Raw genomic sequence first — 21,864 nt, 5'->3', positions numbered from 1 at the left:
CCAGATGATTCCTGCATACCTGCTTGCAGAGTTCAATCCCCTTCTCCGCGATAAGGTCGAGGACCTGTTGTCAGAGAGGGAAAAAGGGAATGCCGTCCATCCAGGCCACAGCTTCCGGCCCAGTTGGGCTCGGAAGTTGTAGACCTGGAAAGGGTGAGGTTGTTAGCGTCTACAAGTGGTCGACCAAAAAGGCATCTCTACTCCTGAGTTGGCGTTTTGTCCGGATCCGTTTTGTCAAATACCATCTCAGGATGCGCGTCCATATAGGCTTTGATTTCGTCTGTATTTGTCGTTACGGACGGTTCGGGACTCCCACATCCAGCGGCGTGGAACAAGCCGAAAACAACACACATCATCAACAGGAAGCGATTCATCAACGAAACACCAAACGGCAAAGGACTTGAAAGAAGGGAAGGGCAATCAGTTGAGCGTTAGAACTCGCTCGTCGTCTCCCCGGAGGCCCGGGTGCCAAGAGCTCCCCACAACCCGTAGGGGCTTGGAATGCCAGGGACTGCGGAAGGGGAGTGCAGGGAGTGAATCCCAACCTGTCCGAGGCTAGCGTCACCTGATTCGATGGAGTCGGTTACAAATTTCACCGCCCCATCACCCATCAGCACATGCACACCGCCTTGGTGACGACTGCTCGGCGGTGCCACCACGATCGAGATCGCGTTGGAGTTACCACAGAGTTCGGCATTGGGTGGCAAAATAGTGAACACTTGCGTGTAGACCGGGAGTAGCGATGCCCACTTATAGCCACGCCTTTCCTCAACGCTCACGAACAAGGTGTTCGGTGTTGGGGTACTAGACCAAAACTGGGGTCGGGTGGCGTCGATGCTGACCCGGCAACCTAGGTTCCCACCTGCGCTGATGATATTGCCGGACCCCAGAGCCATGATTTGAGTTCGTTTGTCCTGATCGCCTAAGTCCGTCGTGATCTCTCCGGCGAAAATGGTATTCGACAGGCCATCAAGACAGTCGCGAAAGCCGGTTTTAAATTGGACTGCAAACGCGCCCCGCATCGATGCCTTCGCTCGATCGTAAGTCGTTCCGTTGGGCGCGCCCGACAATCGGTTTAGCGCACCTCCAAAACTCGTGTCTGTTGAGTCCCCGACGCAGACGGCATAGTTGGTGCGACCTTGAGCAGGCAGCCCCTGGCCAGGATCACTTGGGCAACGCAAGGATGGAACGTTGGTAACCCATGGATCGTAAGTACCTTGTGTGCCGTAATTGGTCAGCGATGTGTTTGGCCACGGCCCCATCGGATTATAGGTCTTGGCTGTTCCGGAAACGTCAACCAGAAACGGGTTGCTGATCTGTTCCCACAAGGCCTGCTGCTCGATAAAGGGCATGAGGCCAACCAATGCGGAGAGTTCAATCCGGTTGTTTCCGCGAGAATCACTTGCGGCTTTGCCAGCATCAGCCCCTTTCGTGCCGGTACCTTGAGTAGGCAACTGATTGTAAGTTGCGTGGTAATTGTGAATCCCAAGTCCGATTTGTTTGAAGTTGTTACTGCAACTCATTCGACGTGCCGCCTCGCGGGCTGCCTGGACTGCTGGCAGAAGCAGACCTACGAGGACTCCGATAATTGCAATAACCACGAGCAGTTCAACCAACGTGAAGCCCTTCGGCTCATTTCGTTTCCACATCATCTGTAGCACCGTGAAGAAAATTTGCCGCGTCGTTGCGAGAGAAGAGTGCTTGAACAGAACAAGCATGCTGACGCTTTATTTGGTGTAACCACGCAAGTTGCTTTCCTGCATTTCAGGAGGGAAAAAGCGTACGTACACCTCATTGCGCAAAAAATAGGAATCGCGCTCAGACTGGTATTGGAAAATTCAGTTGGCATTCTGAGATTATGCGCACATCTTTTCGCGAGCCATCCAAAGCCTGTTTCGAGGGCACCCACCCGTGGCGTCACGAGGACCCTCTAACCAAAGCAAGGCGTCTCGTGAGGTGGCCTCTTCGGTGCTTCCCAAACCGACCCCTGCTCGCATCGGGTGGCAAGTGAGTAGCCGAACGTTCCGCGGTCGGAAGATGGTGAAGTACCAGCGCGGAGCGTTCGGGCACACTGATCCAACAAGGAGCGGACGGATTCACGCAGTGGCTCAGGACTGGAAGGAAAAAGAATGTGGGCGAACGCTCCGCGGTCGCTGCACTCGCACCAGAGAACCCGGCCGCGGAGCGTTCGGCCACACTGTTCCGGCAAGGAGGGGACGGATTCGCGCGGTCGCTGTACTCGCACCAGAGAAGCCGACTTCGAAGCGTTCGGCCACGTTGCTGAATCTTGCGACGGTGGGGGACTGATCTTGACAGCGGGTGATTAAAAAACGAATGCTGCGGCAGCAGGGGCGGTGATCTTGAATGGTTCTTGCGAAATTCGCTTAAAAAACAGTTGCCGGTGCTCGACTCAAACTTCCTCTATCGTTTCAACACTGAATCTCCGATGCGGATGGTTCATGCTGCTGTCCTCATCGCCTGCGTCGTATTGGCGGCGGGGAATTTGTCGGCTCAGAATGCCGCCGACCCCTACGCGACCAGCGGATACGCGACGCCCGGGGCAGGCTATGGGCTCCCCGCAACTAACATCTTTACGTTTCCTCCCGCTTGGCTGACCGCGAGTCGATCGGCTGGCGGATCGTCCGGATACACTGGGATTCCCAGTGTCGGCTCACTCATCGGCGTCAAGCCCGCCAATTGTTTATGGCTCCGTGGCGAGTATTTGCACTGGTGGACCGAAGGCATGCAGACACCTGCCTTGGCCACAACGAGCCCGGACGGGACCGCCCAAGACGAAGCCGGGGTGCTCGGATTCGATAACACAACGGTGCTGTTTGGTGGCGGGAAGATCAACGACGATTCCACGTCCGGCATACGGCTCAAAGGCGGCTTTTTCCTGACATCGACCGCGGCATTCGGAATCGAAGGCGAGTATTTTTCGCTCAAGGAACACAACGACGGCTTCTCCGGAGGCACCGGTAGGCAAATCCTGGCTCGCCCCTTTTATGACACGGACGCCGATCAACAAACTTCGCAATTGATCGACTACCCCGGGCTGGTCGACGGCAGTTTAGGGATCGGTTCGGATTCGGATTTGACTTCGTATCTGATCGCGGGTCGCGCCTCGCTCTGCCCCACCTGTGGTGGAAACTGCGTCGCCTGTCGCAATACCGATCGCGTCGATTGGATTGTCGGATACCGCCATATTCGCTTGGAAGACGGGCTTTCGTTCTCCGAAAATCTCGAGTCGCTCGATCCAGCGGCCCCTGGGACGATTCAGCTGAGCGATCACTTTCGGACGACGAATGAATTCGATGGGCTTCAACTGGGAGTCGCTTATCAAGCGAATCTCACTCGCATTTGGCTGGAGTCACTTCTCCGCGTCGCCGTCGGTCGAAACACGCAAACGGTCAGCATCGGCGGTCAGTCGGCAGTCACCGAACTCGGGGTTACCGAAAACTACTCCGGCGGATTGTTGGCGCAACGCTTCAATTCGGGCTCGTACGAACGCGATGAATTAACGATGATTCCCGAAATCGGTCTCACCTTGGGCGTCCGAATTTTTGACTGGATGCACGCGACGGCTGGATACACGCTAGTCTATCTGCCTGCAGTCGTTCGCGCCGGTGACCAAATCGATACCGATATCAATCCCAACTTATTGGCGCCTCCGATCGATCCGCTGACCGGTTCGCGGCGTCCAGAATTTAGGTACGTCGAAAGTGACTACTACGCTCAAGGCCTCAGCCTCGGACTGCAACTCCAGTTCTAGGCATCGGGGCTCTTCTCACCCCATGCCGACTGTGTCTTCTCCCAGCCAACCTGCACCGGAAACCGAAAACCTCGATCGCAAGATCCGAGAGGTTTGGATCTCCGCATCCCCGAAGGCTGGCAGCGGCGCGGGACGACATCAAATTGACCGCTTGGTGACCCGGCTCCGCGGCAATGGCATCGATTGTCACGTCACCCACAGTATCGAAGCGTTGCAAAAGCGCATCGCCGACCCGTCCACCTCGACAGCCCATTTTGCGGTCGTCGCCGCAGGAGGTGACGGCACCGTCGCCCTGATTGCTCAAAATATTCCACGCGAGATTCCGATCGTTCCGATGCCGATGGGCACGGAAAATCTGCTCGCCCGCCACTGGGGATTTTCGCCCGACGCCGTCGACGTCGCCGCGACAATCGAACGGGGCGAACGATTCGTGATGGACGCCGGGCTCGCCAACGGTCGGCTGTTTCTCGTCATGGTCACCGCCGGGATGGACGCAGAAGTCGTCCGCGGAATGCATCTAACGCGCCGCGGTCACATTCGCAGATGGAGTTACACGCGACCGATTCTCCGTGCGATTTCTCGATACGCCTACCCATTGATCCGGTCCGTCGAAGCGGTCACGCCCGCACCCGAGCCGGGCAGCGAGACAACCATCTCCGCCGACACTGACGATATTCAGCAACCGCCGATCGAGGCGTGTTGGATGATGGCGTTTAACTTGCCTCGTTACGCCGCCGGTCTCGGGATTGAGCCCAACGCGAAACCCGATGATGGTTTGCTCGACGTGATCGCAATGCGTCGCGGTTTTTTTTGGAGCGGCCTTAACTACCTCGCTCGAATCAAGCTCGGCTGGCACCTTTCGCACCCCGACGTTAGCCGCCGCAGAGTCCGCCGGGTCACCTGGACGGCACCGACACGCGTGCCCTATCAAGTCGATGGTGACTACGCGGGACGGCTTCCCGTGGAAATCGAAGTCCTCCCTGCTCGCGTAACGTTGTTGCGTCCAGCGATTGCGTAAGCGGCTCGTCGTTTCGACCTTCCGAGCGACACAAACTTGTTAGTTCTGTCGGTGCGGTCCAAACGACATGATCAGATGCTTACCATCGGGCGTGTAGATCGGGTCGCGGGCAACGACTTTGTCTGGGATGCCCTCGAATAACACGTAGGGTTCTGATTCGTCGGTCGGTACCGCCACGGGAATCATTCGCCCTTCCGAAATTCCGGTAACAAGCACCGCCGCGCCGCTGGGATGCCAGTCGAAAGATGCACCGTCGGCGACCCACGGCCCATCGACTGGCGGAAGCAGAAACCTCAGGCTCGAGATTCCTTCGTCGACCTGGATCACTGCCGACGCGCTTCCGCTGCCGTCTTTCAGCGTGCCACCGAAAGCGACAACTCGCTCGTCGCCTTTGCTCCATTCAAAATGAAAGCTTAGATTGGAGAATGGTGATTCCTCAGGGCTGAATACATTTGTTGTTTTGCCGCTCGCGACATCGTAAAGACGCAAGCAGGTCTTGGGCACCGTTTCACCGTTGTCATCAATCCCTCCGTGAAAGACGATCGATCTGCCATCAGGCGACCATCTCCCGCCCCACGCGCTGCGGTCGGCCAACATCTTCTTGTTGGTGCCGTCGACGCCCATCATCCAGATTGACATTCCCTTGGCTCCATCTTGTTTGGCGTATTTGGGCGGACGGCTGACCACCAGTTTCGTGCCATCGGGGGAAAACGACGGCATCACGCCATCGGAAATGTCACGGGCATTCTCGCCTTGGATGTCAACAACGATGATGCGAGATTCTTGCCACGTGAAGTCTTCGCTGGCCGTCCAAGCATCGAACGCGACACGCTCGCCGTCTGCGGAAACCTCAGGTGTCCCTTGGCGATCGAACTGATGTCGTAAAGACACGTCTGCAACAAGTGGACGAATGGGTGTGCCGTCCTCTGCGCAGTAGTGGAGCAGCAATCGATGGGGATGCAAAAAGTCCACGTCGATGGAACCGTCCTCGGCGTTCGCAGGTGGGGCAATCAAAAGCAGGATCAACACATAGAGCGAGCAAGGTAGTCGTCTCATTCTCATTCCTTAAATACTCCGCATGTTAACGAAAAGAAGCTGGCCAGTTTTGCGCCAAGCAATTGTTCGCAAGCAAGATCACGACTCTTTGTCATCTCGCCTTGTGCTATGACGTTGCAGTCGGTCCACAACGGTCACTGGGCAAGGTATCACAATTCCAATCGTCCTGCCGAAGATGAACTCAAGATGACACCATGCCGATCGGCGTGATGATGTTGAGGACCATCGCACCACTGCCTGCGGCGAGGAAGACGAAGCTGGATTTCCGCATTTGCAGATGGGGCAATGGGGGCAACATGATAGCGGTGCAAGCAGCCACGGCGAGCCAGCTGCTCGCCCACTGACGCGACCTCAACGCGAGATGCAAACCGGTCTGCGAAAACGCCTCGCTGATTGCGACCAGATTCGGAATCGTCAACGCCAGGTAGTTCGCGACGAACGTCCCCATTGCTAACGTCGACGTAAGTTAGAAGCGACACGGTGAGGCCATGCTTGAAATCGACTTCATGCACGCCTGCCCGCCACCGCTACGTCCGCCACGTTTGCCGATCGCGATCTCCTGTGTGAATTTGTCGCAGGCGTTTCAAAAATACCGATCACGTTGGCGCGGGTCGGTCCAACACTCGCGTGTCCGGGTCGGCTAGACTCTTGACTGCGAAGTGCACAGACTCGAAGATGCGGCGATCGATTTGGAAACCGCGATTCGTTCGTCCTGCTCGCTTTTTGGTGAAAAAATGACCTGTGTCGGCCATCCGGTTCGGGCAGGATTGATAACTAACGCTGAACATAGTTGTGTGGTGCGATCGGGTTGGAAACGCTCTCGGAATTCACGTGCGAATTGTCGGAGTCTCGCTTTCAGAATGGCGTCTGCAGTTCAAGGACGTGGATTCGTTGGCAAGTCAGGTTCGGCTTTGCGTCCAACAGGACATCGCCACTTTGCGCAAGAATATCGTCAATCACCGGTCAAATTTAGCTGTCTGCGCCAGCAGGTGGATCACCGGCGTTTCGCACACTTGTGCGAGCGTTGTTACGTCGACGTTTCGCCTTCCCATTAAGTGCTCGTCTTTTTGCTTCTCTTGGTTGTTTAGAAATCTCATGGTTCAGACATGAATAGAGCATGGTCTAGTTTCGTTGCCGGTCTATTAATCGGCGTGCTCGTGGCGACCGTGGGTTTCGCCAGTTTTCTGCGTCATCAAAGTTCCAGTGGCGGTGGTCGTGCCGATCAAAAGGTGCTCAAACTCGGCCATGGTCTCGACACCAATCACCCGGTTCACGTGGCGATGGAGTCGATGAAGACGCGGCTCGAAGCACTATCCGGCGGAACGATGACTGTTGACATTTACCCCAGTGCCGTGCTGGGGTCGGAAACCGAGTGCATCGAACAGCTTCAGAATGGCTCGCTGGCGATGACTAAGACTTCCGCTGCTGCACTCGAAAACTTCATTCCGACGATGGCCGTGTTCAGTCTCCCGTACGTGTTTCGTGATGAAGCTCATTATTGGAATGTGCTCGAAGGCGACGTGGGTGAGGAACTGCTCGGTGCGGGCGAGAGCAAGTACCTTCGCGGTCTGTGTTACTACGACGCTGGTAGCCGAAACTTTTACACCAAGACCGACCCCATCCGCACTCCGGATGACCTGAAAGGCAAAAAAATCCGCGTGATGAACAGTGCCACAGCGATCGATATGGTCAAGGCGATGGGCGGAGCCCCCACGCCGATCGCATGGGGTGAACTCTATTCGGCGCTGGCCCAAGGCACGGTCGATGGCGCCGAAAACAACGCGCCAAGCTTTTCGACAAACAAGCACTATGAGGTCTGTAAGCATTTCTCACTCGATGGCCATTCCCGGATCCCCGACATGCTTTTGATGAGTCTGCCGGTATGGAATCGGCTGTCGGAACAAGAGCAGAAATGGCTCCAGCAAGCGGCAAACGAATCAGCTGAATTGCAACGAGAACTTTGGCGAAAAGAAACCGAAGCGGCCCTGCAAAAAGCCAAAGAAGAAGGCGTCACGATTTACGACGTCGATGTCGACGCTTTCGCAGCCAAAGTGCAGCCGATGCTCGAACGCATCGACAATGCGGAAATCAAAGCGATGCTCGAACGAATCGAAAACGTGAACTAGAGCGTGAAATAACATGCATCGTTTAATGAAAAATGTTGTGAGTGGTCTGACCGTGTTCTTGCAGTGGTTGTTGATCGCTGCGATGACACTACTCGTCTTTGACGTCGTTTGGGGAGTCCTCACGCGTTACGTCGGTGGCGAACAAGCGAGCTGGACGGAGGAACTCGCTCGATTCTTGCTTATTTGGGTTGCACTTCTCGGCGGCGCCGTCGCTTTCGAAACTAAGAGCCACCTTGGCGTGGATTACTTTGTCGCCAAGTTTGAAGAGAGCGTCCGCAAGAGTGTGAAATTGTTCAGCCATGTCGTCGTGCTGTTTTTTGCGGTCTCGATCTTCATCATCGGCGGCGGACGAGTTGTTTACGACGCACTCGCGCTTGATCAGACGACACCCGCATTGGGTTGGAAGATGGGACACATCTATCTCGCTATCCCGATCGCTGGATTTTTCATGACGCTCTTCACTGTTAGCAATCTCATGGAAACGCTCCTGTCGAGTGGCCATGAAGAGCCCGGGAAGGTGGACTGATGGGTAGCGTCGCTGTCATTCTGATCGTGACTTTCGCGGTCCTGCTCGTTCTCGATGTGCCGATCGCCGTTGCGATTGCACTGGCAAGTTTTGTGGCAATTGTTGCCGAAGGCTCCGACCCGTCTGTGGTCCTGGCGTCTCGGATGGTCAGCGGGGTCAATAGTTTTGCCCTCCTGGCGATCCCGTTCTTTATTCTTTCAGGCCACCTGATGGGCAAAGGCGGGTTGGCTCGGCGGCTGATTGATTTTGCTGCCACACTCGTCGGGCGATTGCCGGGTGGGCTGGGGTATGTCAACACGTTGACGTGCATGTTGTTTGGTTCGATTTCCGGGTCCGCTGCTGCCGCGGTTTCCTCGGTCGGTGGATTCATGATTCCGGAAATGAATCGGAAGGGTTACGCCTGCGAATTCAACGTGGCGGTCACCACGACGGCTGCGACGACGGGGCTGATGATCCCGCCGAGTAACATCATGATTGTCTATTCAGTGGCGGCAGGTTCGGTTTCGATCGCCGCGATGTTCATGGCCGGCGTCTTTCCCGGTGTGTTATCCGGATTGTTCATCATGCTGGTCGCCGGAGTCATTTCGATTTTCGCCGGGTATCGCGGCGAAGTGATTGAGATGCCGAAATGGAAACCCGTGGTCGCCACAACAGTGATCGCGGGCTTGCTCGTCACGGCCATCCTTTCACCTCGCATTGGCGTGACGGCTGCCTTGGCACTTTGCGGGGTGCTCTCTGCCGTGTGCTTGGCTTGTTTCACAACATTCAGACGGGCTTTCTTTACCCTGCTGTTGATTATCATCGTGATCGGCGGAATCCTCGGTGGGATCTTCACGGCGACGGAAGCGGCCGCGATCGCGGTGGTTTACTCGTTCGTGCTTTCCGTGCTGGTGTATCGCGAAATCAAATTTTCCGAATTACCCACCATCGTGCTGGAGTCCGGTATTACCACCGCGGTCGTCATGCTGCTGATCGGAGCCAGCTCGGGAATGAGCTGGATCATGACGATGGCCAACATTCCGCAAACCGTGAGCGCAGCCCTGTTGGACGTTTCTGACAACCCGTTGGTCATTCTGTTGCTGATCAACTTGCTGCTGATCCTGGTCGGGACGTTCATGGACATGACGCCAGCGGTCCTGATTTTTACACCGATATTCTTGCCCGTGGTCACGACGCTCGGCATGCACCCGGTTCACTTTGGAATCATGATGATTGCCAACCTCTGCATCGGATTGTGCACTCCACCGGTGGGCACATGCCTGTTCATCGGCTGTGGCGTTGGAAAGACATCGATAGCCAAAGTCACGCCGACAATGCTTCCGTTTTTTGGGGCGATGGTGATGGCTTTGATGGTCATCACCTACGTGCCGTCGGTGTCGCTGTGGCTGCCCGTTCAAACAAAACAACTCAAAGCGGCTGAAGTGGAGAAAGCGTTTTTCATGTCTGAGTCGCCGTGACGCTGCTGCCCGGGCTGACGCTGGAACGTCAGCACAAGAATTCATTTACATTTGGTTTATGTACCGAGATATCGTTCGAGTCGAGAACGTTTGATTGAAAGAGAAAAACTGATGCACAACATGAAATTGCGATTCGCCTTCATTGCGTTAATGCTGGTGAGCGGCCAGGGGTTTGCCGAGGGCATTTACCACGACGGTTGGATCGACCGTAATAAGAATGGCGAGATGGATCCCTACGAGAATCCGAAACTCTCCATCGATGAGCGGGTGGCCGACTTGATCGGTCGCATGAGCGTCGACGAAAAAACCGCGCAGATGGGAACCATCTACGGACACAAGCGTGTTCTCAAAACAACTCATCCGACCGAAGAGTGGAAGAAACGCGTTTGGAAAGATGGCATCGCGAACATCGACGAACATGCCAACGGTGTTCGCGAAGTGATGGACATGACTGGGCATGCGGAACATGCCGATCTGCTGAACCTGATTCAGCGTTGGTTTATCGAAGAAACTCGTTTGGGCATTCCTGTCGATTTTACCAACGAAGGCATCCGCGGCCTCTGTCACACCCTGGCTAGCAACTTCCCGAGCCAACTCGCGATCGGAGCGACTTGGGATCGCGAACTCGTGCGTCGCATCGGTGAAATCACTGGGAGGGAGGCGAAAGCGTTGGGATACACGAACATCTATTCGCCCATTCTCGATGTGGTTCGCGACCCGCGCTGGGGACGCACCATCGAATGTTATGGCGAGTCTCCCTACCTCGTGGGTGAGTTGGGCAAAGAACAGACGCTTGGGTTGCAATCGCAAGGCGTCGCATCGACGGTCAAACACTTCGCTGCCTACAGCACGCCTCATGGCGGTCGGGACGGACGTGCTCGTACGGATCCCCAGATTCCGTACCGAGACATGCAAGAAATTTTGATGCATCCGTTCGAAAAGGTGATCACCGAGGCGCATCCCAAGGGTGCGATGAGTTCTTACAACACTTACGACGGCATCCCTGTCACGGGCAGCCACTACTTTCTCACCGAATTGTTGCGAGACACGTATGGCTTCAAAGGCTACGTCGTATCCGACAGCGGTGCGGTCTCTCGGTTGCATGAACAACACGAAGTCGCAGAAGACTTTGAGGATGCGATCGCTCAAGCCGTCAACGCGGGCTTGAATGTTCGGACAAACTTCAAGAAAGCCGAAGACTTTATTTTGCCGCTGCGCAAAGTGGTCGCGGACGGCCGCATTACCCAAGAGACGCTTGACGCCCGCGTGGCCGACGTTTTGCGAGTGAAGTTTGAACTAGGGCTGTTTGATGCTCCATTCGTTGACGCTGAGGCGGCTCCGAGCATCGTGCATAGCGAAGCGAACGCCGAGACAACGCTGCGTGCGGCACGCGAAGCAATGGTGCTGCTCAAGAACGACGGCATCCTACCGCTCAGCGCTGAGTCCTGCGGCACGGTTCTCGTCACCGGTCCGGCTTCCGACGACGCATCGCCGATGATCAGTCGATACGGACCCGGCACCTCCGATGTTATCACTCCCTTGGCAGGTATCAAAGCGTTCCTCGGCGATCGTGCCGATGTGATTCACTCCGAAGGCGTTGCTTACTACGACGCGACGTTCCCCGGTTCAGGCATCTTGCCCCAGCCGCCTAACGAAGAAGAACAAGCCAAACTGGATCAAGCGATTGAGGCGGCCAAGAATGCAGACGTGATCATCGCTGTGATGGGCGATAACGATGATACCGTCGGTGAATCACGATCGCGTACCGATCTGAACTTGCCCGGCCACCAGGACTTGCTCGTTCAAGAGATGGTAAAAACAGGCAAGCCCGTCATTGTCGTTTTGATGATTGGTCGTTCCGCGAGCGTCAATTGGATCAATGAGTACGCCAATGGTATTCTCGTTTGTTGGCATGGTGGCGAGAAAGTCGGCCAGGCCGTTGCCGAGACTGTCTTTGGCGAGAACAACCCTGGTGGAAAACTGCCGATCACGTTCCCCAAAACGGTAGGGCAGATTCCATTGGCTGTCCCCCATCGCAATGGTGCATGGGCCAAACAAGAAGCTCGCCACGATCCCAACGGCTGGGGAACCACCCGCGTGCTAGGGCCGCTCTACTACTTCGGATATGGCCTGAGCTACACAACGTTCAGTTATGAAGACATGCAGATCAGTCCGACCGAAGCGACCGCCGATGAGGAAATCACGGTCACCTGCCAAGTCACCAATACGGGCGACCGAGACGGAGACGCCGTCGTGCAGCTCTATACCAAGGACGCCGTCGCATCGGTGACGCCGTTCGAACAGCTCTTGCGTGGATTTGAGCGAGTTTCGCTCAAGGCGGGCGAGTCGAAAAAAGTGACTTTCAAACTCTCGCCCAAACGAGATTTGAAGATGCTCAATCGCGAGAACCAATGGGTTGTCGAGCCTGGCCGTTTTGACGTGATGATTAGCGATTCCTCCGGTGAGGGCGGTATCAAGCACAAAGGCAGCTTCACGATCACCAAATAATTGGTTGCTCGTTTCGCGACCCGATCCATCATCGATCGGGTCGCGTTTTTTTGCGCAGTATCGATACGCACCGAATCGCCGACCGATCACGCGAATCCGAATGCGGGCTCGCGTTTTACACTCTCTCGCAGTGTAAAAACCCAACTTGATAGCTGGCGACGACTTGGTCATCGCTGTCTCGATAGCTAGAGTCGTAGTCCTTGATCAGGGATGCGAGTTCGCCACGATTCAGCGGCGTGTGTGACTGCGACACGGTTCCCCCGGTCAGGCCTTGTTGATGAATCGCAGCGAGCAGTTCGCGAGCCGATGCATGTCGAACCGTAAAGACACGCTGCGAGCGGTGGTGCGTTAGCCAGCCCAATCGAGACGAAACGTCAGAAATATCGGCCAGGGTTGGCAACCGCGATCGAGGCGGTTTGTGCGGCGTGACTCGTAGCCGGGCGTCGTGCAGTTCGCCAAGTGTGTCGTGCAGCATCATCGCCAACACGATTTGACTACCGGGCCGGGCGGCGCGATCGATCGCATCAAACGCTAGGTCAATGGGTGTCACCCAGTGGAGTGCCGAGCTGCTGACGATGAGCGGGAACGGCTCGCTCGTTTGGTAGTCGCACACATCTGACACGATCCATTCGATACGTTCGTTTCCACCCAGATTCGTTTTGCCTTGGTCGATCATCGCGCCGGAAAGATCGACGGCTGTGATCGCCGCATTCGGATAACGCAGACAGACCTTTTGAGTCAGCCGCCCCGTTCCACACCCCAGTTCTAAGATGCGATCCACATCAGATAGAGGGGCGGTGATCTCGATCAATTTATTTGCAACTTGTTCCTGGACGTGTGAATGGCGATCGTAGGTAGATGACGACGCGGTGAATCTCGCGTGAATCGTTCTATCCTGCATCGGGGCGAGCCACATCGGATTTCCAGAAATCAAGTAGGTTGGCAGCGACCCATTGGGGGTCTCGCATGGGTAAGTCGTGACCATTCTCGTCGTGAATTCTTAACTCAGAATTCTGAATTCGTCGCGACAGATCCTGAGCCGCCTCAGGCGAAATGACCTGGTCATCGCGTCCATGTAAAACCAACGTCGGAACGGTAAGGCGATCAGCGACGTCACGCAAATCGGCCTCACGAAGGTATTTTAGCCCTTCCAGCAATTCTTCCCAGTCGTCTTGGTCATGCCAAATGGCGGGCAGTGGGGGATGCGGCAGTGCCGTCTGTCGGCGAAAATTCGCGAGCGTTTGCTGAGGTTGTCGCCGAAACGCGATCGCCATCGACCGCACCTGGGCCGGTGGCACGCCGTGCGGTGAATCGTCGCTCGCACAAAACTTGGCCGTGCTGCCAATCAGTACCAACTTCGAGCCTTGCCGCAGTTTTGCCGCCGCCGCCAGTGCTAACATCCCCCCCAGAGACCAGCCGGCGAGCACGCATTCCTGATCGGCGGGCAATATCTCGGCCAATTTGCCAGGCCGAAGAAGTTCCTCCGACGAGAAACAGGTCACGTCAAATTCCGCCCCCAACTGCTCGGACACCCCCTCAAGGGCCGCCCGACCAAATGCCCATCCACTGACTAAGAACAATTTCGTTTTCATAGTCGCATTTTGCATGATGATCGATCGCAGGGCGATACCCTGGGTTGGCGTGACAGAGCTCGGCTATTGGTCCGTTCGCGTCGTCCACGTGCAACGCCGTCACACATTCCATGCGTGGTTCGGCATTCTGTGATCGGATCGCTGGCTCCGAAAGGTGTGGATGCTGTGCCCAACCAGCACTGGCGTTGCGTTATCATGCGGGCATTCTCATTTATCCGCCGCTTCGAGAGGTTTTGACCGATGCGATCTATCAATCGATCTTTGCTGTTCGCTGTTTTCAGTTGCATGGCTTTCGGGCCGGTAACGTTTGCCGAGGAGTGGACTCGGTTTCGAGGCGAACATGGATCGGGGGTTAGCAACACCGTCGTCCCAACGACGTGGAGCAACGAGCAAAACCTGCGGTGGAAGACGAATCTGCCCGGAGCCGGTGCGAGTAGCCCCGTCGTGATCGGCGATCGGATCTTTTTGACTGCCTACTCAGGCTACGGAGATTCCGTGGAAGATCCGGGATCTCGAGAGGATTTAAGGCTCCATGTCGTGTGTTTGTCGCTGCACAGCGGAGAGGTGCTTTGGGACAAAGAGTTTGAACCCGCACCGGAGGAGCAGCCGATTGGTAAACGTGTCGCCGAACACGGGTACGCCTCTCCGACGCCGTGCGTCGACGAAGCCAATGTCTATGCTTACTTTGGGCCGTCGGGCGTGATCGCATTGACGCACGATGGCGAGTTTTTATGGCGCAGGAACGTCGGCACCAAGACTGTCGGATTTGGTGCCGCGGCGAGCCCGATCGAGTTTGAAGGGCTGGTCATTATGAACGCCTCGATCGAAGGAGGTGCGGTCTACGGATTGGACAAAGCAACCGGCGAAGTGGCTTGGAGAACCGACAACATCGTCAAGGCTTGGACGACGCCGACGGTCGTGAAGCTCGAAGACGGATCGTACGAACTCATCCTGAACCAACAGGGCAAAATCCTCGGACTCGATCCGCGAACCGGCGAGAAATTGTGGTCGTTCGATGCGATCGAGGACTATGTTGTGCCAGCGATCGTCGCCGATGGGAGCACGCTTTACTGTAGCGGTGGACGCAGCAATAAAACGTTTGTCGTGAAAGCCGGAGGTCGCGGCGATGTCAGCGATTCGCATCTCGTGTGGGAGGTCTCCCGCGGCGCCAACGTCACGACCCCGGTTCTACACAGCGGACACTTGTACTGGTCGCACGACAAGGCGATCGCACTGTGTTTGCGGGCGAGTGACGGCGAAGAAATGTTCCGCGAACGGTTGCCCACGCGAAGTCGCGTGTACGCATCGATCGTTGCGGATCGGGAAAAGCTGTTCCTGACGACCCGCGACGAAGGAGTCGTTGTTATCGCAGCGGAACCAACCTACCGTGAACTCGCGATCAACCGAGTCGGAGAAGAAGGCGAGATCTTCAACGCCACCCCGGCGATCGTCAATGGTCAACTGCTCCTGCGTTCCAACCAATCCATCTACTGCATCGCCGGCGACGAGTAAACAGCCTGCATTCTCAGTTGGCTGTTGATTCTATGAACCCAAAGCGGCAATTTTGAAGTCGTGCGTTTGGGATTCAATCGTGCCGGAGGTTCAGCAATTTGACTAGGCCAGTCCAGCGGACTGGGGACACTGAGCGTCCCGCTGGGTTCGCGTTTCTCGATGGCGATAGATCGCTGCTGCTTAGCTGGGTAACCCCAAGCCGCGTGCTGGCATCGGGCTGCGAAGGTTTATGCCTCGACAGGACCGATCGAGTCGGCAGCGCGATCGTGATGGTGGAAGTGCTTCGCTGAGAACTGGGGGCGATTGGAATGCCGCGTGGTCAAGAAGCAAGAACCTACAGGTAGTCGTGATTAGCTTTGTTGACACAGCCTGTAGTACTAGCGATTTCGCACAGCGTCATTGGCGTCAATCGATCGCCCCAGCCATATCTGAAATCATGACGGAGCCCCGTCGCCATGTGATGAACGCACCGACAGATGTCCCCGCGTGAACACGAAGACTAGCCAATCTGTCGCTTTTGTGACGGGCAAATTCGAGGCTGAACTTGCGGAATCGCTTGACTTTGAACAATTCCTACCTTCCGCCGACCTGCGCGAAATTTGCGAGTTGCTTGGGTATCGCATTCAAGATGCAATCGACACACCCGTCGTTACGCTGAAGATGTTTCTTGACCAGACCTTTTTGCCCGGTCATTCAAGTCGCGATGCGATTCCTCGCTTCATCGCTTGGCGTGTCAATCGTAGCAAGCAAAAAGCGGACTCCATTACGACAGCCTTCTGTGAGGCGTGGCGGCGACTTCTCAAAAGGATCGTGGAGACGCCACGTTGAGGAAGGTTCGCAGCGTCAGTGAAAGCCGCCCCATCCCGGTGAGAAACGCCAAGTGTCGATACCACCGCGCACCAGTGGCACGTATGCCCCTGGTGCGTTCTCGTACCTTCTCCGAACGGTCACCCGCCACGATTACGGGGCGACTTTCAGATCGATGCTACTGAGCTAATTGGGCTTCTCGCCACGCCGTGAGACTGGTGATGGTGTCGTCTTCCTGGTTTCCCTTGGGCAGTGTATGAGCCAAGAAGGCGAGTGGATCTTCCATGTCGGCGATCGAATCGATCACGACGTCGGGGCCAAACGCGTAGTGGTCCAAATCTTCCGGTTTCGTCGTACCGGTCAAAGTCAGCACCGTGCGATAGCCCATTTGGACTCCGCCCAAGATATCCGTGTCCATCGTATCGCCGATCATCACGGTTTGTGATGTCGCCAGTCCGAGCTGTTTCCGAGCGGCACGCATCATGATCGGGCTCGGCTTACCGACCCCAAACGCTTTGATGCCGGTCACGGCTTCCAAGTACGCGACAGTCGCCCCGCATCCTGGCCGAGTCCCGTTGATGGTGGGGCAGTTCGGGTCCAGATTCGTTGCAATCAGCTTGGCGCCGTCCATGATCATGTTGACTGCCCGCTCGAGCGTATCGAGCGTGATCGTGCGTCCCTCACCGACGACGACGAAGTCCGGTGAGTGATCAACGATCGAATAACCTTGTCCGTGGAGAGCCTGCAAAAGCCCGCCTTCTCCGATGACATACGCGGTGCCTTGCGGCTTGCGCGTCGCTAAATATTGTGCCGTTGCGATCGCACATGTGAAGATGTGCTTCTCAGCCACGTCAATTCCCATTCGTTCCAACTTTGTCGCGACATCCCGGCGGGTACGCTGACTATTATTGGTCAAGAATAGAAATGGGATGCGCTCACGTTTGAGCGCTTGGATGAATCGGTCGGCACCGGGAATCAGTTGACTTCCCCGGTAGATCACACCGTCCATGTCGATCAACAGTCCTGTCTGCATCGATAGTCCCTTGAGTTTTGCTTCCGTTAGTAAAACGTGTCGATCAGTAGATCGTTCCCCCACTGCCCAGGTCGGTGCCTGCGGGAGGCGAATTGTCAATGGTTGTCGCAACCAATCATTGATCGCCGTGTTGTTGGCAGTATTGCGGTGTCAAAAGAGTGGTCAACCGAGGTTTCGTTGCCCGGCGAGAACACGGACACTGCGCGATCGGGTAGGGAGGAAATCTGACCGGAAGATGACGGCGTTTTTCAATCTTTTTTTGATTTTGCCAATTTGCGAGATATCAAACGCAACGGTTTGCGTGTCAAGAAGCGGAGGTGCCATTAGATTGCGCCGAAGTATCTAGATCACACTGGATAGCCTGGTGAAATCGACGAATGCGGCCGCGAATGATTGGGAAGCGTGACGCATCGCACCAGCTGCACTCGAAGCTGTTTTGCATCGACAAGGATGGCATGATCACCGCAATAGCACACATTCGGCATGTGTGTTTGTCCATAGAACCAGACGAGTGCACCGAAGATTCTGGAGGGCGGCAGTTCTTTGATGAGGCGTGTTTGCTCGAATGTGTTCTGTGCTGGCAAATTCCCATTGAGCTGTATGCGCCGTCCATTATCTCAGATGCCAAATGCGCATTGAGCGAATCGCAGTTCTGTTGAAGCCTTTTACTGATACTCGGTTTGCAGCAACTGACACTAGATAGGTTTCGTGTCGCGCTGAACGTCGGTGTCCGCAATCAACTGAACATTCCGCTCGTTGTGGCGTCGTCGATCTCAGGCTTACGGTCCATTTGTGTAATTGCTATCGTGTTCGGATGAGATGGAAAGACGCAATGCGACTCGCTGCAGCCCGGCTTCGTCGAGAGACGTCGGTGTTGTTTTCACGCAAGGATGACTGGAACGAGCAGATAGCGGGCGTGCTAACGGGCTACACGCCATTTTGCTACGCGTTCTCGCAAGTCAAGCTGAGTCAATTCGAACTGTTGTTCCCGATGACGGTGCCCGATCAACGATATTTGAATCGCCATGCTCGTTACCTACATGGTTCAAAAGCGATCGTACCGTCGGAGGATGTGTTGGACCTCTGCGAGGACAAAATGGCTTGGTCCATGCGTCTCGCCGAACTGGGGTTCGGTGAATGCGTTCCCGCATCAGGCGTGCGTATGGACTACCCCTACGTGTTGAAGAAGCGAGTTTCAGCCTACGGAGATGGAACGGCCGTCATTCAAAACGCAGAACAAGAGCGTGAGTTTGAGTCTCTTCTGCGTGCCGACACGCACTTCGTCCAAGAATATGTCGAAGGAGAGACAGAGTACGCGGCTCATGCCATCGTGGTAAAAGGAGAGATCGTATTCAGTCGAGCGTGCAAGTACTACTTTCCCACCGGACCGTATGTAAAAGGACGTGCGCACCGGGCGATTCATCGCGAGACGTTTGAATGTGCACCACACCTGGACCTGTTTGCCGAGATACTGCGCGCGATCAATTACGAAGGTATCTGTTGTATCGATTTTAAAATAACGTGCGACGGCGGCGTCAAAATATTCGAGATCAATCCGCGTTTTGGTGCGACAATGGCGTTGTTCATCAATGACGCGTTGCCTGCGTACGAACAAGCCGTTCGGGGTTATTAGCGATAATCGATTAGTGATGCGGGGCGAGTTGAGTGTTTGGGGACTACGTCGGTATGCCCCAGGCATGCCGGCTCGCGCTCATTGATCACGGTTGTCGGTCGCAATTGTCGGTCGGACTAACGAGTTATCGTCGCAGGCTTTCACCCGGTCTGCCAAATGGTTATCGTGCTCGGATGATTTGGAAAGACAGATTGAGGCTCGCAGTTAGCCGACTTCGACGCGAGACATCCGTCTTGTTCTCGCGGAAGGACGACTGGAACCAAGAAATTGCCAGCGTGTTGCGCGGGTACGCACCATACTGTTATGCGTTTTCGCATGTTAACATGCGACGCTTCGACTTGGTGTTCCCGATGACGGTCCTGGATACGCAGCACCTCAACCAGCATGCCCGCGATCTTCACGGGGTGAGTGCAATCGTGCCGACGGACGATGTGATCGGGCTTTGCGAGGATAAGCTGGCTCTGACGCAGCGTCTCATCGAACTCGGGTTTGCCGAGCACATGCCGGTAACCGGCGGTGAGCTCGATTATCCCTATTTGTTGAAGAAGCGAGTTTCGTCTTACGGAGACGGTACGTTCGTCATCGAAAACGCAGAACAAGAGCGTGAACTGCAGTCGCTCTTGCTTGACGCAGATTACTTCACGCAGGAGTATGTCGTTGGAGAGGAGGAGTACGCGACTCATGCGATTGCCGCCAAAGGTCGGATTACATTCAGCCGAGCGTGCAAGTACTCCTTTCCGTCAGGGCCGTATGTGAAAGGGCGTAGGTGCAAAGCGATGCACCGCGAGACGCTGGAACGCACGCCGTTTTTTGATCTGTTCGATGACATCGTGCGTGCGATCGATTTCGAGGGCGTTTGCTGCTTCAATTACAAACTGCGTGGCAACCGGATCAAGCTCTTCGAAATCAATCCGCGGTTTGGTGCAACCATGGCCCTGTTCATCAACGACGCGCTGCCTGCGTATGAGCAAGCTGTGTCGAGCTACTGATCCGCCGTCGGGATATTTGCGACGGCGGTTGGTACGGTGATGACCGAGCTGCGCAGGCGATGTTTGTCGCACGCTTCGTGGGGTAAAATAACCGAACAAGCAACTAGAACGCCTCCTCTTGCCAGTACGCTAGTCTTCCATGCTGCGGGAGCTGATTAAAACGAAAGCACTGAAAAGCGAGCACGCCATTGAACGAAACGACTTTGAAAACGAAAAGGATTGCCGTTGTCGGACAAGGAGTGATCGGGCTCGCCAGTGCTCTGCGGTTGATCGAGCGTGGATTTTCGGTGGAGATTTTTTCCAAGGAAGAACTTGCCGCGACTACGTCGATGTCCGCGGGGGCGTATTGGTGGCCGCACAAGGCCTACCCGCAAAATCGAATCGTTCAGTGGGCAAAGTCCACGCACGAGGAGTACGTGCGACTACGAGCTGATTCGGATTCGGGAGTGCACTTTGAAAAGCACTTCCGGTTTTGCATTGACCCCGATGATAGCGCGTACGTGCTCGAGCTCGTCGAGCACTGGGAGAAGATCGACGGGGCACGCTACGGCGTCCCTTGCGGCGAAGCCTACCTAGTTGTGTTGCCTGTCATTGACGTTCCAATATTTGTCACTCGATTGCGAGAACGCGTGACGCAGCACGCCAACATTCATATCGCGGAGATCGGAAACCCGTCCGAGCTCTTCCCCGATTTTGATTTGGTGGTCAATTGCACGGGGGTTTGGGCACGCGAGTTTGTAAACGATCCTGAAGTATTCCCGATCCGCGGGCAAGTCGTGCGGGTGTCGCGTCCGGAAGGACTGAGGGAGTCGACGCGTATCTATCAGAACGATGATGCCCTGACGCTAGTTCTGCCACGCTCGTCTGACGTAATCCTCGGGGGCACATCCGAGAACGGTAATTGGGATCGCAATCCGTCCGAGGCGGACACCGCCGACATCATCCGTCGTTGTTCCGAACTGGTACCGAAAATCAGCGATTGTGAAGTATTGGGAACAACCGTTGGTTTGCGTCCTGGACGACGCGAAGTGCGTTTAGAGCTAGAAATGCTCGCGGAGCATCGCCCGGTAATTCATAACTATGGCCATGGCGGAGGCGGTTATACGGTCGCCTGGGGATGTGCCGATGAAGTCGCCGAGATAGCGAGCGACTATTTTGCAGCGTTGTCCGATTGAGTTCGCAATACGGTCACTTGGACCTGCCTCCTGCGCATGCGTGGGAAACGTTGCTCACCAAGGGCCGGTGTACACACCGCTGCTGTTGAGCGTAATCGCGTTCACCGACTCGTCGTAGGAACCGGTTCCCACCACGATGACTCGGTCGCCTTCGGCCACCCCAATTAGTTTGCGAGCGTCGGTGGTCAGAGTCATGCCGTCTTGGCCGACGAGGTTGACGATTGCCTTTGGTGCTTTCTCTGCACGTCGTTTGCAAAATGGACAATTGTCTTCGTGGTCGGGATCGTCGACGCCATGCCCGTCCGCGGGCAGTTCGCTGAGCATGAACGTCGCCTGACCTTCTTGAAAAGCGGGGAAATCGCCTGCGTCAATACGACCGATCAAGACGACTTCTTGTGAGGCGTTCGGTTCGTTGGGGGCGTCCTCTGGTCCGACCAATTTTTCTGCCGCGTCGGTCAGCGAGAGGACGCTTTCTGGTTTTTGCTTCAAAACCAAATCACTCGAAATCGCTCCCGCAGTCACCGCTGAATCACTGGTCCCGGCGGTTTCTTTGCCGCAGCCCACGAAGGAGACGGCGGTCACGCAAATCGCCATTGTGCCGATCACCGTTGGTAAACCGCGTAGACGACGAGCGACGTTTCGAGTCGGGGAGGCAGGCAT

18 protein-coding genes are annotated in these 21,864 nt (G+C 55.7%); 11 read left to right on the top strand and 7 right to left on the bottom strand.

Features of this window, described 5'->3' with window-relative positions; all coding sequences use genetic code 11:
- Nucleotides 1–431: 431 nt before the first annotated feature.
- Complete coding sequence (locus NB063_RS26910) at nucleotides 432–1,652, bottom strand: DUF1559 domain-containing protein (RefSeq protein ID WP_250932156.1); 1,221 nt, start codon at nucleotides 1,650–1,652, stop codon at nucleotides 432–434.
- 719 nt (nucleotides 1,653–2,371) lie between these two features.
- On the opposite strand from NB063_RS26910, the gene NB063_RS26905 reads away from it, so the two are divergent.
- Together NB063_RS26905 and NB063_RS26900 are read left to right on the top strand one after the other, a co-directional pair.
- Nucleotides 2,372–3,772, top strand: coding sequence for a BBP7 family outer membrane beta-barrel protein (locus NB063_RS26905; protein ID WP_250932151.1), 1,401 nt, complete (start codon nucleotides 2,372–2,374; stop codon nucleotides 3,770–3,772).
- Nucleotides 3,773–3,794: 22 nt separating this feature from the next.
- Nucleotides 3,795–4,790, top strand: a complete 996-nt coding sequence (locus NB063_RS26900) for a diacylglycerol/lipid kinase family protein (protein ID WP_250932150.1) — start codon at nucleotides 3,795–3,797, stop codon at nucleotides 4,788–4,790.
- 39 nt (nucleotides 4,791–4,829) lie between these two features.
- Here the strand turns inward: NB063_RS26900 and NB063_RS26895 are convergent, their stop codons facing one another.
- Together NB063_RS26895 and NB063_RS26890 are read right to left on the bottom strand one after the other, a co-directional pair.
- Nucleotides 4,830–5,846: a TolB family protein gene (locus NB063_RS26895; protein WP_250932149.1), complete on the bottom strand. Its 1,017-nt coding sequence runs from the start codon at nucleotides 5,844–5,846 to the stop codon at nucleotides 4,830–4,832.
- A gap of 181 nt (nucleotides 5,847–6,027) precedes the next feature.
- On the bottom strand, nucleotides 6,028–6,294 hold the full coding sequence (locus NB063_RS26890; protein WP_250932148.1) for a hypothetical protein: 267 nt from the start codon (nucleotides 6,292–6,294) through the stop codon (nucleotides 6,028–6,030).
- Nucleotides 6,295–6,952: 658 nt separating this feature from the next.
- On the opposite strand from NB063_RS26890, the gene NB063_RS26885 reads away from it, so the two are divergent.
- The 4 genes from NB063_RS26885 to NB063_RS26870 all read left to right on the top strand — a co-directional run bounded on the left by NB063_RS26885 (nucleotide 6,953) and on the right by NB063_RS26870 (nucleotide 12,463).
- On the top strand, nucleotides 6,953–7,972 hold the full coding sequence (locus NB063_RS26885) for a TRAP transporter substrate-binding protein (protein WP_250932147.1): 1,020 nt from the start codon (nucleotides 6,953–6,955) through the stop codon (nucleotides 7,970–7,972).
- Nucleotides 7,973–7,997: 25 nt separating this feature from the next.
- Nucleotides 7,998–8,498: a TRAP transporter small permease gene (locus tag NB063_RS26880; protein ID WP_250932146.1), complete on the top strand. Its 501-nt coding sequence runs from the start codon at nucleotides 7,998–8,000 to the stop codon at nucleotides 8,496–8,498.
- On the top strand, nucleotides 8,498–9,955 hold the full coding sequence (locus NB063_RS26875) for a TRAP transporter large permease (protein WP_250932145.1): 1,458 nt from the start codon (nucleotides 8,498–8,500) through the stop codon (nucleotides 9,953–9,955). The genes NB063_RS26880 and NB063_RS26875 overlap by 1 nt, the downstream gene beginning before the upstream one ends.
- Nucleotides 9,956–10,066: 111 nt before the next feature.
- Complete coding sequence (locus NB063_RS26870) at nucleotides 10,067–12,463, top strand: glycoside hydrolase family 3 N-terminal domain-containing protein (RefSeq protein ID WP_250932144.1); 2,397 nt, start codon at nucleotides 10,067–10,069, stop codon at nucleotides 12,461–12,463.
- A gap of 115 nt (nucleotides 12,464–12,578) precedes the next feature.
- On the opposite strand, the gene NB063_RS26865 is transcribed toward NB063_RS26870, so the two are convergent.
- Together NB063_RS26865 and NB063_RS26860 are read right to left on the bottom strand one after the other, a co-directional pair.
- Nucleotides 12,579–13,364, bottom strand: coding sequence for a methyltransferase domain-containing protein (locus tag NB063_RS26865; RefSeq protein ID WP_250932143.1), 786 nt, complete (start codon nucleotides 13,362–13,364; stop codon nucleotides 12,579–12,581).
- Nucleotides 13,354–14,055 (bottom strand): alpha/beta fold hydrolase, encoded by a 702-nt coding sequence (locus NB063_RS26860; protein WP_250932142.1) that lies wholly within the window; start codon nucleotides 14,053–14,055, stop codon nucleotides 13,354–13,356. The genes NB063_RS26865 and NB063_RS26860 overlap by 11 nt, the downstream gene beginning before the upstream one ends.
- A 240-nt stretch (nucleotides 14,056–14,295) precedes the next feature.
- Between NB063_RS26860 and NB063_RS26855 the strand changes: the two genes are divergently transcribed.
- The gene (locus tag NB063_RS26855) at nucleotides 14,296–15,567 is read left to right on the top strand and encodes an outer membrane protein assembly factor BamB family protein (protein ID WP_250932141.1); all 1,272 of its coding nucleotides are present in this window, start codon (nucleotides 14,296–14,298) and stop codon (nucleotides 15,565–15,567) included.
- 486 nt (nucleotides 15,568–16,053) lie between these two features.
- Complete coding sequence (locus tag NB063_RS26850; RefSeq protein ID WP_250932140.1) at nucleotides 16,054–16,395, top strand: hypothetical protein; 342 nt, start codon at nucleotides 16,054–16,056, stop codon at nucleotides 16,393–16,395.
- 157 nt (nucleotides 16,396–16,552) lie between these two features.
- Here NB063_RS26850 and NB063_RS26845 read toward each other — a convergent pair whose 3' ends face one another.
- Nucleotides 16,553–17,407 carry an HAD-IIA family hydrolase gene (locus NB063_RS26845; protein WP_250932139.1) on the bottom strand — a complete coding sequence of 285 codons (855 nt, stop codon included), beginning with the start codon at nucleotides 17,405–17,407 and terminating at the stop codon, nucleotides 16,553–16,555.
- A gap of 832 nt (nucleotides 17,408–18,239) precedes the next feature.
- On the opposite strand from NB063_RS26845, the gene NB063_RS26840 reads away from it, so the two are divergent.
- From NB063_RS26840 to NB063_RS26830, 3 genes are all read left to right on the top strand, one after another.
- Nucleotides 18,240–19,040, top strand: coding sequence for an ATP-grasp domain-containing protein (locus tag NB063_RS26840; protein ID WP_250932138.1), 801 nt, complete (start codon nucleotides 18,240–18,242; stop codon nucleotides 19,038–19,040).
- A 323-nt stretch (nucleotides 19,041–19,363) separates the two neighbouring features.
- Complete coding sequence (locus tag NB063_RS26835; protein ID WP_250932137.1) at nucleotides 19,364–20,029, top strand: ATP-grasp domain-containing protein; 666 nt, start codon at nucleotides 19,364–19,366, stop codon at nucleotides 20,027–20,029.
- 188 nt (nucleotides 20,030–20,217) lie between these two features.
- Complete coding sequence (locus NB063_RS26830) at nucleotides 20,218–21,204, top strand: FAD-dependent oxidoreductase (RefSeq protein WP_250932136.1); 987 nt, start codon at nucleotides 20,218–20,220, stop codon at nucleotides 21,202–21,204.
- Between the two features lie 54 nt (nucleotides 21,205–21,258).
- Here the strand turns inward: NB063_RS26830 and NB063_RS26825 are convergent, their stop codons facing one another.
- Nucleotides 21,259–21,864: a hypothetical protein gene (locus NB063_RS26825; RefSeq protein ID WP_250932135.1), complete on the bottom strand. Its 606-nt coding sequence runs from the start codon at nucleotides 21,862–21,864 to the stop codon at nucleotides 21,259–21,261.

Origin of the sequence: Aporhodopirellula aestuarii (assembly GCF_023701485.1) — a bacterium.
Taxonomy (GTDB): domain Bacteria; phylum Planctomycetota; class Planctomycetia; order Pirellulales; family Pirellulaceae; genus Rhodopirellula; species Rhodopirellula aestuarii.
The sequence above is the reverse complement of the archived record's forward strand: the minus strand, read 5'-3'. Positions and strand labels throughout refer to the sequence as shown.